The organism is Microcystis sp. 0824, assembly GCF_003112475.1.
GTDB lineage: Bacteria > Cyanobacteriota > Cyanobacteriia > Cyanobacteriales > Microcystaceae > Microcystis > Microcystis aeruginosa_C.
Window position 1 is genome coordinate 1 of sequence record NZ_BDSM01000050.1, and the last position, 15439, is coordinate 15439.

Sequence of the window (15439 nt, forward strand, 5' to 3'; positions counted from 1 at the left end):
CCCCCAACTGTATAGTTAGCGGTTAAGGCGCTGGTAGTAGAACCAGTACGAGTGAAGGTATAGACTAGATTTGTTGTCCCGTCTTCGGTAACAGTACTGGGAGAGACAGCAAGAGTAATACTGGGAGTGACAGGACTATTCGTAATCGTACCCGTCACTGGGGTGGTCGTACCTACTGTATAACCTGTCCCAGAAGCGAGGGTTAAAATAACAGTCTCATCACTTTCTACTGTGGTATCAGCAGTGGGGTCAACTGTTACCGTCGCGGTCGCTGAACCAGCAGCAAAGGTGACGCTGGTGGGGATAGAAGTGTAATCGGTTCCATTGGTTGCTGTCCCCCCAACTGTATAGTTAGCAGTTAAGGCGCTGGTAGTAGAACCAGTACGAGTGAAGGTATAGACTAGATTTGTTGTCCCATCTTCTGTCACACTACTGGGAGAGACAGCAAGAGTAATACTAGGGAAATCATCATTGGTAATTGTTCCCGTGGCTGCGTTGGGAGTACCTACGGTATAACCTGTCCCAGAAGCAAGGGTTAAAATGACGGTTTCATCGGGTTCAACTGTGGTGTCAGCAGTGGGGTCAACTGTTACAGTAGCAGTGGATGAACCAGCAGCAAAGGTGACGCTGGTGGGAATAGAAGTGTAATCGGTTCCATTGGTTGCTGTCCCAGTAACTGTATAGTTAGCGGTTAAGGCGCTGGTAGTAGAACCAGTACGAGTGAAGGTATAGACTAGATTTGTTGTCCCATCTTCAGTCACACTACTGGGAGAGACAGCAAGAGTAATACTAGGGAAATCATCATTGGTAATTGTCCCCGTCACTGGGGTGGTCGTACCTACTGTATAACCTGTCCCTGAAGCAAGGGTTAAAATAACAGTCTCATCGGGTTCAACTGTAGTATCAGCAGTGGGGTCAACTGTTACCGTCGCAGTGGATGAACCAGCAGCAAAGGTGACTGTATTGGTAGTCCCTGTACGAGTGTAGTCGGTATTGAGAGTCGCTGTCCCTCCGAGGGTGTAATTGACGGTTAAAGCATTTGTTGTTACACCAGTGCGGGTGAAGGTATAGACTAAGTTGGTTGTCCCATCTTCGGTAACACTACTAGGAGAGACAGCAAGAGTGATACTGGGAAGAGTCGGACTAGCAACATAGCTAAAATAACTAGCAGTTAGACTTAATGCTGTTTGATTATTGATAACCGCAATCAGTTCATCTGGTTCGGTTCCGGGTTTGTTGATGTAGAGTTTAGTATTAGAACCAGAAACCGTTAACAGATAGTCACTACTTGCACCTCGTAGTTGAATTGTATCATCAGTGGTGTTAAAGTCGGCAATTGTCGCGTAGTCGCTAGTACCTGCATTAGTTGTATTACCGTCATCGTAACCAATCCAAGTTGCGTCACCAAGGATAAATCTATCACTTCCTGCTCCTCCTGTTAAAGAATCAATTTCTCCTTTTCCTGGGGTGCTACTGTTAGGGTTAACCCCTGTGATGATGTCATTACCTCCCCCGGTGGTGATGGTGTCATTAGCATTAGTTCCAGTAATTTGAAACCTTTCTATATTAGAGAAGTCAACGTAGTCAGTATTACCACTGCTATTAATATAGGCACTAAAAGAACCACTCCAAGCACCACCACTTTGGTAGATACTGCTATTCATTCCTGCTGGATAGGTGGTTGTCCCCGCGTAGGTGTTACTGGAGTAGTTGACAATTAATAGGTCATTTCCATCCCCACCATTGACGTTATCTTGTCCTCGTCCCCCGTTAATCGTGTCATTTCCCTCTCCGGTAGCAATGGTTTCATTAAAACTACCCGTAAAGCTAATACTATCATTACCGGTTCCAGTGGTCAGGTTATTGAACCGTTCAACATTTTTGACCACATTGCCATTACTTTCAGTGAAGGTTCCCCCACTGTTATCAATGGTTAAATTGGTGGTAAAACTGCTAAGGTCTAAAGTGCCGATGGTGTCTGTACCTGTTCCCCCATCAATGTTAAATACTCCATAACCACCTTCGTCAAAGTAGTCGTTAGCATTAGTCCCGGTAATTTGAAACCTTTCTATATTAGAGAAGGAAAGGTAGTCATAATTACCACTGCTATTAATATAGGCACTAAAAGAACCACTCCAAGCACCACCACTCCAATAAATACTGCTACTCATTCCTGCTGGATAGGTGGTTGTCCCCGCGTAGGTGTTACTGGAGTAGTTGACAATTAATAGGTCATTTCCATCCCCACCATTGACGTTATCTTGTCCTCGGGCCGCACTAATAGTATCATCTCCCTCTCCGGTAGCAATGGTTTCATTAAAACTCCCCGTAAAGGTAATACTATCATTACCAGTTCCAGTGGTCAGGTTATTGAACCGTTCGACATTTTTGACCACATTGCCATTACTTTCAGTGAAGGTTCCCCCACTGTTATCAATAGTTAAATTGGTGGTGAAACTGCTAAGGTCTAAAGTGCCGATGGTGTCTGTACCTGTTCCCCCATCAATGTTAAATACTCCATAACCTCCCCGGTCAAAGTAGTCATCAGCATTAGTCCCAGTAATTTGAAACCTTTCTATATTAGAGAAGTTAACGTAGTCATAATTACCACTGCTATTAATATAGGCACTAAAAGAACCACTCCAAGCACCACCACTCCAATAAATACTGCTACTCATTCCTGCTGGATAGGCGGTTGTCCCCGCGTAGGTGTTACTGGAGTAGTTGACAATTAATAGGTCATTTCCATCCCCACCATTGACGTTATCTTGTCCTCGTCCCCCGTTAATCGTATCGTCTCCCTCTCCGGTAGCAATGGTTTCATTAAAACTACCCGTAAAGCTAATACTATCATTACCGGTTCCAGTGGTCAGGTTATTGAACCGTTCAACATTTTTGACCACATTGCCATTACTTTCAGTGAAGGTTCCCCCACTGTTATCAATGGTTAAATTGGTGGTAAAACTGCTAAGGTCTAAAGTGCCGATGGTGTCTGTACCTGTTCCCCCATCAATGTTAAATACTCCATAACCACCTCGGTCAAAGTAGTCATTAGCATTAGTCCCAGTAATTTGAAACCTTTCTATATTAGAGAAGGAAAGGTAGTCATAATTACCACTGCTATTAATATAGGCACTAAAAGAACCACTCCAAGCACCACCACTTTGGTAGATACTGCTATTCATTCCTGCTGGATAGGTGGTTGTCCCCGCGTAGGTGTTACTGGAGTAGTTAACAATTAATAGGTCATTTCCATCCCCACCATTGACGTTATCTTGTCCTCGGGCCGCACTAATAGTATCATCTCCCTCTCCGGTAGCAATGGTTTCATTAAAACTACCCGTAAAGCTAATACTATCATTACCGGTTCCAGTGGTCAGGTTATTGAACCGTTCAACATTTTTGACCACATTGCCATTACTTTCAGTGAAGGTTCCCCCACTGTTATCAATGGTTAAATTGGTGGTAAAACTGCTAAGGTCTAAAGTGCCGATGGTGTCTGTACCTGTTCCCCCATCAATGTTAAATACTCCATAACCTCCCCGGTCAAAGTAGTCATCAGCATTAGTCCCAGTAATTTGAAACCTTTCTATATTAGAGAAGTTAACGTAGTCATAATTACCACTGCTATTAATATAGGCACTAAAAGAACCACTCCAAGCACCACCACTCCAATAAATACTGCTACTCATTCCTGCTGGATAGGTGGTTGTCCCCGCGTAGGTGTTACTGGAGTAGTTGACAATTAATAGGTCATTTCCATCCCCACCATTGACGTTATCTTGTCCTCGTAAAGGACTAATAGTGTCGTCTCCAGATGTCCCTGTAATTGTATCATTACCATTAGTACCCGTGAAATTCGCCTGTTCTACTTGAATACTTTCCCCATTTACTATAATTGTTGTCTGGTCATTCTCTGCTCGTAAAGCGTCTAAGGTTGCCACATCCAGACTATTTCCTTGCACCAACTCCGCAAAAATTGCCCCCTCATCTCCCGCGCTATCCACCTGATTAATTTGAGCATCCACATAATGCCCAATTTCTTCTAAAATTACGTTAACTATCGCTGCTGAGGAGGCCGTATTTAAAAAAGATGCTGATAGATAAATCTTATTGGTACTGCTGGAATATGCACCATTCGCCGTCCCTAAAACCTCATCACTAAGTACCTCAATTGGGGGAATTTGACTAAAATTTCGGCTTTTCCACTGCTGTTGTAGTTCTGTCGCTTTAACCACATCATAATTTGCTCCAAAAGCGATAGCCAAATTCGCCCAAAAGCCATCAGATTGAGCGAAATCGAACAAAACATCGTCAACAGCAGGAAGAATCGGCAACAGGGTAGAAGTCATGACATTAACTGCAAAGGTTTATTGCTAACAGTTTTAGCTCAACAAATGCCAATTTTTCAAGACCCCTGTAACAGAAATTAATATTTATTACAAGAAAACGGGTTTCTAAATAGGCGTTTGCAGAAAACGGGTTTCTCAAAGAAACCCGTTTTCTTGGGCGACAAACCAGAATTATTCAGGTTTGATTAACTGATTTAAATAGTCCTGAAAATCTGAGATTGAGTCAAGAGTAATCGCTTGTCTGTGGAGATTTTTCAGAAGAGAAGTGTCTTGAATTTGGCTAATCTTATTAACCAGTTCAGAAGGCACATTCTCAAAGCGAATCTCAAGGGCATCAATGACAGATTCTCTCATCCCCTTTTCCATTCCCATTCTTTCAACACTGGTAATATAAGGCATTCTTTTTTCCTCCTCGTACTGATTTAATTCCTGTTGAAACTCTTGTTCTAATTCAGTGGGTAAGCTCATCAGCCAATCGATAAACTTAAAGAGGTTGATAATATCCTCTCGTTGATAACCCTGTTCGTACAACCGTTTAGTTAATGTTAGTTTCGCTTCTTGGCGGGGGAGATGGGAGAATAAATAAAGGCAATATACTAACTCCTGACTCCTAACTCCTGACTCCTAACTCCTAACTACTGATTACTGTTTACTGATAACTGAAAAGTTTCGCTAATCTTTAGATAAATTGCGAGAAACATACCAAGTAAAACCGCCGCCGATAACTGCCATAACTGCTAAAGCTAATAGTACCGGTCGGAGTCCGAATTGAGTTTCGGCGATACCCGCAACAGCTAGGGGTAAAGAGAGGGCAATATTAACGGCATTGTTTTCTAAACCAAAGACTTTACCGCGCATTTCGGGGGGTGTATCTGCCTGTAGGGTAGTTTGCATGGGAACCCCGACTAAAGCGGCAAAAATCCCTAATAAAGCGGTCATAGCGAAGGCTAAAATTAAACTCTTTGTGGCTAGAGATAAACCGATTAAAGCTGTCGCCATACCCAGGGAACCCCAGAGACTTAATTGGGTGTGGGAGAATTTTTGACCCCAATAACCCAAAGTAATCGCACTAACTGCCATTCCTGCACCACAGGAGGCTAATAAAAAGCCGAATTGAGAAGCTTTTAACCCGGGTAGTTTTTCGGCCATACTGACGGCTAATACTGATAGAGCGGCAAAAATACAGAATAAGATGACTAATTGAATCAGAGCGTTACGAACTTTATGATTTTTGTTGAGGTAACGAATGCCATCGCGGATGTCTTCCCAAACATGGGGCTGTTCTGCGGTAGGAATAACATATTTTTCGTTAGTTCGCAGGATAATTAGAATTAAACCGGCAATTATATAAAAAGCACCGACAATCATCACTTTGCCAATATCAAATTGTCCGGCTCTCGTGCCGAAAATGCTATCGGCAAAAGCTAATACTGGTTCACCGATGGCAAAACCGATAATTAATACCGCCATGGTGGTTAAAGTGTTGAGGGAATTAGCCGGTAGAAGATGACGACGTTTTACCACTAATGGCAGGGTAGATTGTTCGGCGGGGGCAAAAAATTGGGTTAGGGTGGAGACAAGAAAAGTAATGACTAACAATAGGAAAAAACCGAAGGGTAAATTAAATTCTCCCTGTAACCGGTAATGCCAATTTCTTAAACCGTCAGGCAACCAACCGAGGGGAACGGCTAAAGTTTGCTCGCGCACTAACCATAATAATAGGGGAATGAGGAGGACAAAAGCCCCGCGTAAAAGGTTAGAAATAACTAAAACTTGTTTTTTTAACCATCTATCAACATATACACCCGCCACCGAACCCACTAACACCGCCGGAATTGTATTAGCAATCATTATCGCCGATACCCAGCCACTAATCGACTGATCGGCTTTTTGGTAATGGGTGGCAATTAGGGAGATCATCAGGACTAAATAGAATTTATCCGCTAATTGGGAAAAAATTCCCCCCGCCCAGAGAATGAGAAAGCGCGGGTTTTTTAGCACTGGGGCAAAACCCTGACTAGGATTGGATTTGGGCGCACGTTTAGGCAAGCGGTTCATGGTTTCTGTGTCGGATTGCCTCGGTGAGGAATCGGAAGAATTAAAAACAGGAGTGGAGGAGGCGCTAGGAATTGCGTCGTCAGTTTCTGAGTCAAACAGTTGCATTATGATGATTTTTGCTATCTGTTTAAAATTCTAAGGGAGATAAACCCTCAACTAATGCCGAGGAGCGAAAAGTTTTTCCCAGATGATATTGAGTATAGCGGCGCAGCAGGCGATCGAGGTTAATCCAAGCTAGTTCTGAGGCAAGGTTTTCTGGTGGGGGAAAATCGGTTTTTCCTAGGCATTGCAGTAATTGCAGTTCTTGCAACGTCAGTTTACTATCGATTTTGGGCGGGTTGATTGTTTCTGTTAGGGCAGCTAGATCTATTATTCCCCCTGCCTCGAAACTAAATCCTAGGCAATTTTCCCCAACTAGAGCTTTTCCCGTCAACAGGCAGTTATCGACTTGCGGCACTAAACCGGCAATTATTAAGAAATGAAAAATTGCTTGACAAAGATAGGGAAGTATGTATTGATTTTCGTCGAGGACTTCAATTCTGGCCAGATGGCCGCAGATTAATTCGTATAATTCCCTCTGGGGTTGTTCACTCAGGGCGATCGCCAAAACCAGTTCGCAGAGGTATTGGCTAACGGTGAGTTTGGCGAGATTTTGACTTAATTTGGGATAAGATTCGATAGTTTCGGCTTGAACGACCTTATCTAGGGATTTTCCAGCGACTATTAACAGATTATTGACCACAAATAGTTCACTTCTACCCCGGAGGGAAGATTTATACTTGCGCGCACCTGGAGCGATGGCTCTAATTAAACCATACTCGGCGGTCAAAATAGTTAAGAGGCGATCGGCTTCTCCGAAGGCCATTCCTTGTAGATTGATTCCAGTAGCTTGATAGGTACGAGACATCATTTAATAATTAACTAGGGTCTGCTGAAAAAGTTTTTCGTGGGGACAGGGTGTGGGGTGTAGGGTGTGGGGTGTAGGGTTTTACCGATTTTGAGGGGGTCAATTACCTAATTTTCAGGGAAAAAGTCCAGGAAATTTCCCCCCGATCACTCCCAGATCTGGTACTTTTTGATTGACAAAAGGTCTAAAAGTCTTACCCAACAAGGTTTTTAAATTTTTTCGGCAAACCCTAGCTAATTGTCTCCCCAAGAAGACTTGAGCTAATCACCAAGCAAGGGGGAATCAGTCAGGACTATGGGGGAGATGCTATGGAGGTTAGCGGACTCGAACCGCTGACATCCTGCTTGCAAAGCAGGCGCTCTACCAACTGAGCTAAACCCCCGATCTGGTTTTTAGGACACTTTTGTTATCATAACCTATAGTGAAAAATATTACAAGTTAATTTTTCCCTTGCCTGCCATGTCTTATCTAGTCGCCACTTTTTACCAGTTTGTGGCTTTGTCAGATTATCGTCAAAAACAGCCAGAAATACAAAAATACTGCCAAGAAAGAGAAATTAAAGGAACTATTCTTCTGGCAGCCGAGGGGATTAACGCAACGATCGCCGGAAACCGTCAAGCGATCGCCGAGGTGATTAGTTGGTTAAAAACCGATACTCGTTTGGCTAATCTAGAGGTGAAAGAGTCTGTTTGTGATTATTTACCCTTTCAACGCTTAAAAATTCGCTTAAAAAAGGAAATTGTCACTTTTGGTCAACCCAAGGCTAATCCTCTCGAAAAAACAGGAATTCATCTCAAAACTGAACAGTGGAATCAATTGCTGAAAGAGCCAGACGTGGTAGTTATCGATACTCGTAATAATTATGAAGTGGCGATCGGTACTTTTGCGGGAGCGCTTAACCCAGAAATCCAGCATTTTCGCCAATTTCCTGAGTATATTCAGGAAAATTTTGATAGTATTAACGATAAAAAAATAGCTCTTTTTTGTACGGGGGGAATTCGCTGTGAAAAGGCGGCAGCTTTTTTATTAAATCAAGGCTGTTCTCAAGTTTATCAGCTAGAGGGAGGTATTTTGAAATACTTAGAAGAAGTTAGTCCCGATCAGAGTCTTTGGCAAGGAGAATGTTTTGTTTTCGATCAAAGAGTGGCACTAACAGCTAATCTAGAGGTGGGACATTATGAAATGTGTCCCGCTTGCGGTCATCCCATCGATGAAAAAGATAAACAGTCCCCCAATTACCGAGCAGGAATATCTTGTCCCTATTGTAGTTAATTTTATCCTATTTAGTATCTGGTTACTTTTTCTTGCGGATTTGTGTACCAGAAATCATGTCATGAAGGGCGCGTTTTTTCTTTGTCCAGGCTGCCAGTAAAAAGCCCAAATATAAGGGAGCAGTGGAGAGATATTTTAGTAAGTAGCGGCGATTTGCTCTTGCAAAAGATATGCGTCGGCCTTGGCTATCGGTGACGGATAAATCAAAAAACATTTTACCAATAGTTGCTTTAAAAAGATATTCTAAGAAAACATAATATAACCATTTAATAACTATTCCTAAACCAAGAGCAGTCAGGATGGCAATATGTTCGTGAGTAAAGTTAATTTTGGCTTGAATATTATAGATAATTGCCGCTACAAATAAAGCAACCCCGATAATTGTTGTTCCAGCTGCACTTAATCCCGCAGCATAGTAAACCCAGAATTCTTTGGCTATATCAAAATCAAGATTTAAGTTTTGAAAAGTTGACCATTGTTGTAAGCGAAAACAGATATAACCACCTAATAAAGCGGCGATAATAAGAACGACAAAAGAATCAATTAAAGAGGCTTTTAAACGGAGCCAAAACCCAGCATAACTGGGAGAAAGTAAATCGGGAATAGATGCAGAATTCCGAATAAGAATAACTTGAGTTTTTTCAGGAGGAGAATTTTTAGTTTTTTTAGTTTGATGGAGATTAGCTTTAATATCGATAATTATTTTTAGCAAATTTTTGGTGTCTTTCGGTCGATCAATAGGTTTTTCTGCCATTAAATTATCGATAAAATCTGCTAATCGAGAAGGGATATTTGCGGCATATTTACGCCAGTTAAATTCATTGGTATTAATATTATAAATTTTCGGGTCACTGGGTTCTTTACCAGTTAACAAAAAGACGAAAGTTTTGCCCAAAGCATAAAAGTCTGATTGGGGGACAGAGTGACCGCGAGATTGTTCGGGAGGAGCATATCCAGGGGTATAAATTCCTGTATTTTTGCCTCCTGCTAGGACGGTTTTAGTCACTTGTCGCGCTGCTCCAAAATCAATTAAAACTAATTGACCATCGGGTTTTAAAATAATATTAGAGGGTTTGATGTCGCGATGATAGAATTTACGTTTATGAACCTCGTGAAGAATATTAGCTAACTGAGTTAACCAATCCAGGGCGAGATTATAATCAATCGGTTTAAATCCTCTTTGTTTTTGATATTCTTCTAAGTCAATACCAGCAATTTTCTCCATAACTAAACAGTGTAAAGCAGTTTGACTCTCCCGGGGATGATAAATAAAATAGTTTTCTCCTTTGGGAATACCGGGGTGATTTAATTGTTTTAAAAGATTGGCTTCCTGTTGAAATAAATCAATAGCTTTACTTGAATCGTAGGTAAGAACTTTTAACACTTTGGGTATCTTACGTTCATCTATAACTTCATAGGTATTACCAAATCCACCTTTGGCACTCAATAAATTTGTGACTCGATATTTACCATCTAAAAGCAAGTCGGAACCACAGGATTGACAGTAACGACTCTCCGTGATACTTTTCGGTTTAAGACAATGAGGATTAATACAAAAACTCATAGATTTTATTGGTAGAGGACGAAATAAACTTGATGATTAAAATATCCACTGATACATTTAAGGTTTATTGCCAAGAAAAAAGCCGCGCAATCCCAAAGTTACCACGGCACTTAAAAAAGCCACAACCATGGGGATAATCAGAGATTTAAACCCTTTCAAGTCCGCAATATCTTTAACTAGGATTGCATAATTATCCTCGACTTTTTCCAGTCGTTTATCTATTGTTTCGACTTTCTGATCAAGAGTTTTAATATCTCCCTTGATTTCCGTGACTTCCACCTTTAAATCATTAACATCTTTTTGGAGACTGTCAAATTTTTGATTAACATCTTTTTGGAGACTGTCAAATTTTTGATTAACATCTTTTTGGAGACTGTCGATTTTCTGATTCATATCTCTTTGGAGATTGTCGATTTTCTGATCCACATCTCTTTGGAGACTGTCGATTTTCTGATCCACATCTCTTTGGAGACTGTCAAATTTTTGATTAACATCTCTTTGGAGATTGTCGATTTTACTCTCGATCCTTGTCAGGACAGATTCAAGGGAATAGGTAACGGTTTCGCTAGTTTGTGTCATAATTAACAACCTCTGGTAGATATATCCAAATATAATTAGGTTATACTAAAAAAGTTTTTCGTTGGTGTGGGGTGTGGGGTTTTACCCATTTTCAGGGGAAAAGTACCTGAACTTTCCCTCTGACCACTCCAATGGTTGGCACTGTTTGATTTCAAAAAAGCCTAAAGATATTATCCAACAAAGTTTTTAGATTTATTCAGCCAGCACTAATTATTCCCCTATTGCCCATTGCTAGGGACTAAGGACGATTTTGCTACCGGAAAATTTTCAATTGTGGCCAGAGATATATCATGGTAATTTAAGAAAGCGATCGGGGAACTCTCACAGGGAAGATCCCGACCCTAACCAGGGAGTGACTGTTTAACCGTCTGTCCTATGTACAAGTCTATTACTGTTTTAACGCTGCTGACGGGAATTATCGCCGTTGATGTGGTTTTTGCTCAATCCACTGTTAATCTTCCTATCGCAGTTAAAAGGGGAGAATCCTACGAAGGATTATTGACTAGAGCATCGCAATTAGCAGAGAAAACTATCATCAGTCGTTTTAATCAACAACAGGGTCTTAATAAAATTGATTTATTAATAACGGCCGAAAAATCAGGGGCGATCGCACCTCTCCTCTCGGTGAAGGTATCCCGTCAAGATTGGTTTGGCCATCCCAATATTCAACGCTGGAGAAATGTTTTTCCCTTTGGCAAAGCTCTCCTCGGTTTTAGCTCTCCCGCACCCGTCGTCACCCCGAAAAGTCCCCCCGCTGCCGTTAATCCTACGCCATCTCCAGCACCATCTCCTGGTGCTACCACTCCTCCCCCTGCTTTACCCTTCGAGGATGATCCGAATAATGCCCCCCCAATCCCCATTCCTAACCAAAGATTAACCACTCCAGCTAATCGTTAATTGATAGGAAAAGGAGGGGCTTTCGGCAGATATATTGACTTTTATGTGGCAAAACGGGGCTGAAACCAGTCTAGGGGAAAAATATCATCTTCTTGGACGATTTCTGTCCAACCGGTGACGCTCTCAAAACAAGTCCCCGTCAAGTTAGCACCCCTCAAGTCCGCTCCCTGTAGATTTACCTCTTGTAAACGCGCTCCCGCTAGATTAGCACCCGCTAAATTGGCCCCGCATAAATCACTACCCGTCAGACGTGCCTCGCTAAAATTAGCCCTTTCTAAATTGGCCCCCTGAAAGTCCACCTCTTTCAGAAAAGAGCCGCTAAAATTGGCTTCCCTTGCGGAAATCTGACGACATTTAGCCCCACTTAACCGCGCTTCCTGCAAATTAGCCCAATTGAGATTGACTTTATCTAGGTTTGCCTCCAAGAGATTAACTAAGTATAAATTCGCCCCGCATAAATTCGCCCCGCATAAATTCGCCCCCCGGAGATTAGCATGGGAAAGATCCGCCCCACTTAAGCGCGAGTTACGCAGGTTTGCCTGGACCATAAAGGCCCCGGTGAGATTGGCTTTGGTTAAGTCTGCTTCCACTAATTGCGCTTGACTTAATTTGGCATAGGTTAAATTCGCCCAATTCAAACTCGCTCCCCGCAGATTTGATTTAGTCAGAAAAGAGCGACTCAAATTAGTTCCGCGCAAATTGGCCGCCGCAAAATTGACGGCAATGAGAGTCACTTTTTGTAGATCTAGACTCATCAAGTCAATGCCTAAAAAATCCCGCTCTCCTTGTTCGTAGAGTCTTAGTAACTGATTAACTTTCATCTCCCTTCTTCTACTTTAAGATGGTGGTTAAGAAGTAATCAACAAAAGCACCTAAAAACTCGGTCTGATAAGTAACTCATCTAAAAGCTGAGTTACTTATCAGGCTCTCTTTTGAGTTTATGTAAAGTTTTTTATCGATTTTTTAAGAGAAGATAACCCGAACCGCAATTTAATTCTAATCATAGTTAAATAGCTTGGCTAAAACAGTTGGACTGGTTTTCCCAATTCTACCCCAGTCCATCAGCTAATTAGTATCTGAAACTACTCTTGTTAAAAAACTTATCTATTGTTCAAACTCGATTATATTTAGGGGTTGCGGCAAAAAGTTTGTTGGTGGGGTTAGGAGACAGTATTCAGGAGTCAGGATTCAGTATTCAGGAGTCAGGAGGATTATTTTTATTTATTCTCCCTGCTCCCCATCTCCCCACTTCCCTACTTCCCCAATTCAGGTTCTTCGTTACTTAGTATGGTTCGATAGGGTGGCATAAATGGACTAAATCCTTATTTGGCAAGAGATTTAATTGATTAGTTCGCTCTAGATCGAAAACAATTAACAAAAATCGCCAAATGTCTTTCTCTATAAGAGTTTCATTCCTTATAACCCTGTACGTTGCATAAGACAAACCGAAGAACCCCAATTCATAATTCATAATTCATAATTCATAATTCCCATTTCCCCACTTCCCACCCCCTGCTAACCCGCTAATTCCCTACTCTAAAGCGTAGATACGACCATCCATGAGCAGACGGGTGATCCCTTTCGCTTCCAGTTGAGCGTGAGCTTTTTCGATCAGGCGACCGTCGGGAACTTTAATCACTTTTTCCTTGCGCTTGGAGAAACGGCGAGCGATGCGATGACTTTCAAAGATGGGGAGGGTGCGCTGCTGGATTTCCTGAGCGGGAACCTTACCCAATTCGGCAAAATCCTTGAGGGGACGGGTGATCAATTCGGCAGCGCGATCAATCACCAAGTAACAGGTTTTGGGAAAAGCCGCCGCCGAGAGGGGTAATATCTGTAATTGGGCTGTTTTAACGATAGTTGGGCCTAAATAGCTCCCCGCTAGTTCCTCCTCATCCTCATCTTCATCTTCCTCCTCCTCTTCATCCCAATCCTCGTCAAGCTCATCTTCCTCCTCCTCTTCCTCGATAGCTTCGACGAAAAACTCGGTTAAATTAGAGTTTTCTGGGGGTTTATCGCCATTAATTTCTGTATCTTCCGAATTATCTGCTTCTGACGGGTAAGAGGTATCCATTAACAGGGTTAATTGTTCCACAGCAGCGATCGGTTGCTCAAAAGCCTGCTCATCCTTAGCTTCGATGCGCGCTGCCCGAAAACTAATCACCTCGATCGCTTTTTCTGGTAAATCCGCTGCTGCTTCCTCCTCCTCGAGGCCACGAGGACTACGGGCCAAGCGTTTTTTCTGAATTAACTGCTCGTATTCCTCGCTAGAAAAAGAATTTTTGAGAAAACGACTGACCGTAGAACTACTCACGCCATAACGCTCGGCTAACGTGGAAGTGGTGGCCTCCGTTTCCCGATAAAGCTTAAGAATTTCTTTTTTCGTGGCATCAGTCAGTTTTCTTGGACTCATATTACTTATATAGTTATTTTTTAAGCGATAGGATTTTGCCGATGGCTAGTCAGGGGAAACTGTCGTCCTTGAGCGGACGTACTCTTAATCATAAAACGCTCTAGCCAATTAAAACTAAGCAATTCGTTTTCTAGTCCCTGTTCTAGTCTATCCTTGACTTCTGTTTCTCACCACTACTCAAGATTAAAAAATTGACGATGATATCAAGTGCTGCTAGTCAAAAAGCCTTATTAGTTCTGGCCGATGGTACGGTTTACGAGGGTTATTCCTTCGGAGCTAAGGGAACCACCGTCGGCGAAGTTGTCTTTAACACGGGAATGACTGGTTATCAGGAAGTCCTCACCGATCCCAGTTATGCCGGTCAAATCGTCACTTTTACCTATCCAGAATTGGGGAATACGGGGGTTAACCCCGAAGATGAGGAGTCAATTCGTCCCCAGGTGAAAGGAGCGATCGCCAAAAATATCTGCCACCGGCCCAGTAATTGGCGTTCTAGCCAATCCCTACCGGATTATCTGGCCGCTCATCATGTTATTGGCATCTATGGCATCGATACCCGGTCTCTGACCCGCAAAATTCGCTCGGTTGGGGCGATGAATGGGGCAATTTCCACGGAAATACTCGATTATCATGATTTACTGCGGCTGGTGCAAGCGGCCCCCAGTATGGCCGGGTTAAATCTCGTCAAAGAAGTTACCACCAAGGAAGTGTACGAATGGACGACTCCCACCCCGTCCGCCTGGGAATTTGCGCCAATTGATAGTGATCAAGAACCTTTAACGGTGGTGGCGATCGATTTTGGCATCAAACGCAATATTCTCCGGCGTTTAGCCAGCTACGGTTGTCGGGTGATCGTGGTTCCCGCCGACACTCCCCCGGAAAAAATCGCCGAATATAATCCCGATGGTATTTTCTTTTCTAACGGACCGGGAGATCCGGCGGCTGTCACCGAAGGAATTGCCCTAGCCAAGGAACTTTTGCAAGGAGAAAAACCCACTTTTGGCATCTGTATGGGTCATCAAATTTTAGGCCTATCCCTAGGAGCAGAAACCTTTAAACTGAAATTTGGTCATCGCGGGTTAAATCAACCCTGTGGACTGCAGCAACAGGTGGAAATTACCAGTCAGAATCACGGTTTTGCCGTGCAGGAGGCATCTTTAAACCCGGAAGTGGAGATTACCCATCTCAATCTCAATGATCGCACCGTAGCGGGTTTAAAACACCGGTCTTTGCCCTTTTTCTCGGTACAATACCACCCCGAGGCCAGTCCCGGCCCCCACGATGCCGATTATCTGTTTGGCAAATTTGTTGATTTAATGCGGCAAGCAAAAAAGGATCGGTCGTAAATTTTTAGGATATACTAGGGTTTTGATTTTTACGGCTCTAGAGCTAGGAGG

11 protein-coding genes and 1 tRNA gene are annotated in these 15439 nt (G+C 42.7%); 3 read left to right on the forward strand and 9 right to left on the reverse strand.

Going from position 1 to position 15439, the window contains the following annotated elements:
• The 5 genes from N0824_RS20780 to N0824_RS16205 all read right to left on the reverse strand — a co-directional run.
• Positions 1-4352: Calx-beta domain-containing protein (locus N0824_RS20780; RefSeq protein WP_158269563.1), on the reverse strand; the 4352-nt coding region annotated here is incomplete at its 3' end.
• A gap of 171 nt (positions 4353-4523) precedes the next feature.
• Positions 4524-4820 (reverse strand): hypothetical protein, encoded by a 297-nt coding sequence (locus N0824_RS21455; RefSeq protein WP_233256468.1) that lies wholly within the window; start codon positions 4818-4820, stop codon positions 4524-4526.
• 204 nt (positions 4821-5024) lie between these two features.
• Positions 5025-6515: an MFS transporter gene (locus N0824_RS16195; protein ID WP_108937494.1), complete on the reverse strand. Its 1491-nt coding sequence runs from the start codon at positions 6513-6515 to the stop codon at positions 5025-5027.
• Positions 6516-6537: 22 nt separating this feature from the next.
• On the reverse strand, positions 6538-7320 hold the full coding sequence (recO, locus tag N0824_RS16200) for a DNA repair protein RecO (protein WP_108937495.1): 783 nt from the start codon (positions 7318-7320) through the stop codon (positions 6538-6540).
• A 306-nt stretch (positions 7321-7626) separates the two neighbouring features.
• A tRNA-Ala gene (locus tag N0824_RS16205) sits at positions 7627-7699 on the reverse strand.
• A gap of 77 nt (positions 7700-7776) precedes the next feature.
• Here N0824_RS16205 and N0824_RS16210 point away from each other — a divergent pair.
• Entirely contained in the window at positions 7777-8589 is an 813-nt protein-coding gene (locus N0824_RS16210; RefSeq protein WP_108937496.1) for a rhodanese-related sulfurtransferase, read from the forward strand.
• Positions 8590-8611: 22 nt separating this feature from the next.
• Here N0824_RS16210 and N0824_RS16215 read toward each other — a convergent pair whose 3' ends face one another.
• Together N0824_RS16215 and N0824_RS16220 are read right to left on the reverse strand one after the other, a co-directional pair.
• Positions 8612-10153 (reverse strand): RDD family protein, encoded by a 1542-nt coding sequence (locus N0824_RS16215; RefSeq protein WP_108937497.1) that lies wholly within the window; start codon positions 10151-10153, stop codon positions 8612-8614.
• A gap of 57 nt (positions 10154-10210) precedes the next feature.
• On the reverse strand, positions 10211-10732 hold the full coding sequence (locus N0824_RS16220) for a hypothetical protein (RefSeq protein ID WP_108937498.1): 522 nt from the start codon (positions 10730-10732) through the stop codon (positions 10211-10213).
• A 375-nt stretch (positions 10733-11107) separates the two neighbouring features.
• On the opposite strand from N0824_RS16220, the gene N0824_RS16225 reads away from it, so the two are divergent.
• On the forward strand, positions 11108-11629 hold the full coding sequence (locus N0824_RS16225) for a hypothetical protein (protein ID WP_108937499.1): 522 nt from the start codon (positions 11108-11110) through the stop codon (positions 11627-11629).
• 41 nt (positions 11630-11670) lie between these two features.
• Here N0824_RS16225 and N0824_RS16230 read toward each other — a convergent pair whose 3' ends face one another.
• Complete coding sequence (locus tag N0824_RS16230; protein WP_108937500.1) at positions 11671-12450, reverse strand: pentapeptide repeat-containing protein; 780 nt, start codon at positions 12448-12450, stop codon at positions 11671-11673.
• A 710-nt stretch (positions 12451-13160) separates the two neighbouring features.
• Positions 13161-14042, reverse strand: a complete 882-nt coding sequence (locus N0824_RS16235; RefSeq protein WP_108937501.1) for a helix-turn-helix domain-containing protein — start codon at positions 14040-14042, stop codon at positions 13161-13163.
• A gap of 197 nt (positions 14043-14239) precedes the next feature.
• On the opposite strand from N0824_RS16235, the gene carA reads away from it, so the two are divergent.
• Positions 14240-15388 carry a glutamine-hydrolyzing carbamoyl-phosphate synthase small subunit gene (carA, locus tag N0824_RS16240; protein ID WP_108937502.1) on the forward strand — a complete coding sequence of 383 codons (1149 nt, stop codon included), beginning with the start codon at positions 14240-14242 and terminating at the stop codon, positions 15386-15388.
• Positions 15389-15439: the final 51 nt, after the last annotated feature.

What these genes read in the sequence shown, in the direction of transcription:
- N0824_RS21455 (WP_233256468.1), bottom strand. Translation starts at nt 4,820, where the DNA reads ATGAGCTTACCCACTGAATTAGAACAAGAGTTTCAACAGGAATTAAAT.
- N0824_RS16195 (WP_108937494.1), bottom strand. Translation starts at nt 6,515, where the DNA reads ATGCAACTGTTTGACTCAGAAACTGACGACGCAATTCCTAGCGCCTCC.
- recO (WP_108937495.1), bottom strand. Translation starts at nt 7,320, where the DNA reads ATGATGTCTCGTACCTATCAAGCTACTGGAATCAATCTACAAGGAATG.
- N0824_RS16210 (WP_108937496.1), top strand. Translation starts at nt 7,777, where the DNA reads ATGTCTTATCTAGTCGCCACTTTTTACCAGTTTGTGGCTTTGTCAGAT.
- N0824_RS16215 (WP_108937497.1), bottom strand. Translation starts at nt 10,153, where the DNA reads ATGAGTTTTTGTATTAATCCTCATTGTCTTAAACCGAAAAGTATCACG.
- N0824_RS16220 (WP_108937498.1), bottom strand. Translation starts at nt 10,732, where the DNA reads ATGACACAAACTAGCGAAACCGTTACCTATTCCCTTGAATCTGTCCTG.
- N0824_RS16225 (WP_108937499.1), top strand. Translation starts at nt 11,108, where the DNA reads ATGTACAAGTCTATTACTGTTTTAACGCTGCTGACGGGAATTATCGCC.
- N0824_RS16230 (WP_108937500.1), bottom strand. Translation starts at nt 12,450, where the DNA reads ATGAAAGTTAATCAGTTACTAAGACTCTACGAACAAGGAGAGCGGGAT.
- N0824_RS16235 (WP_108937501.1), bottom strand. Translation starts at nt 14,042, where the DNA reads ATGAGTCCAAGAAAACTGACTGATGCCACGAAAAAAGAAATTCTTAAG.
- carA (WP_108937502.1), top strand. Translation starts at nt 14,240, where the DNA reads ATGATATCAAGTGCTGCTAGTCAAAAAGCCTTATTAGTTCTGGCCGAT.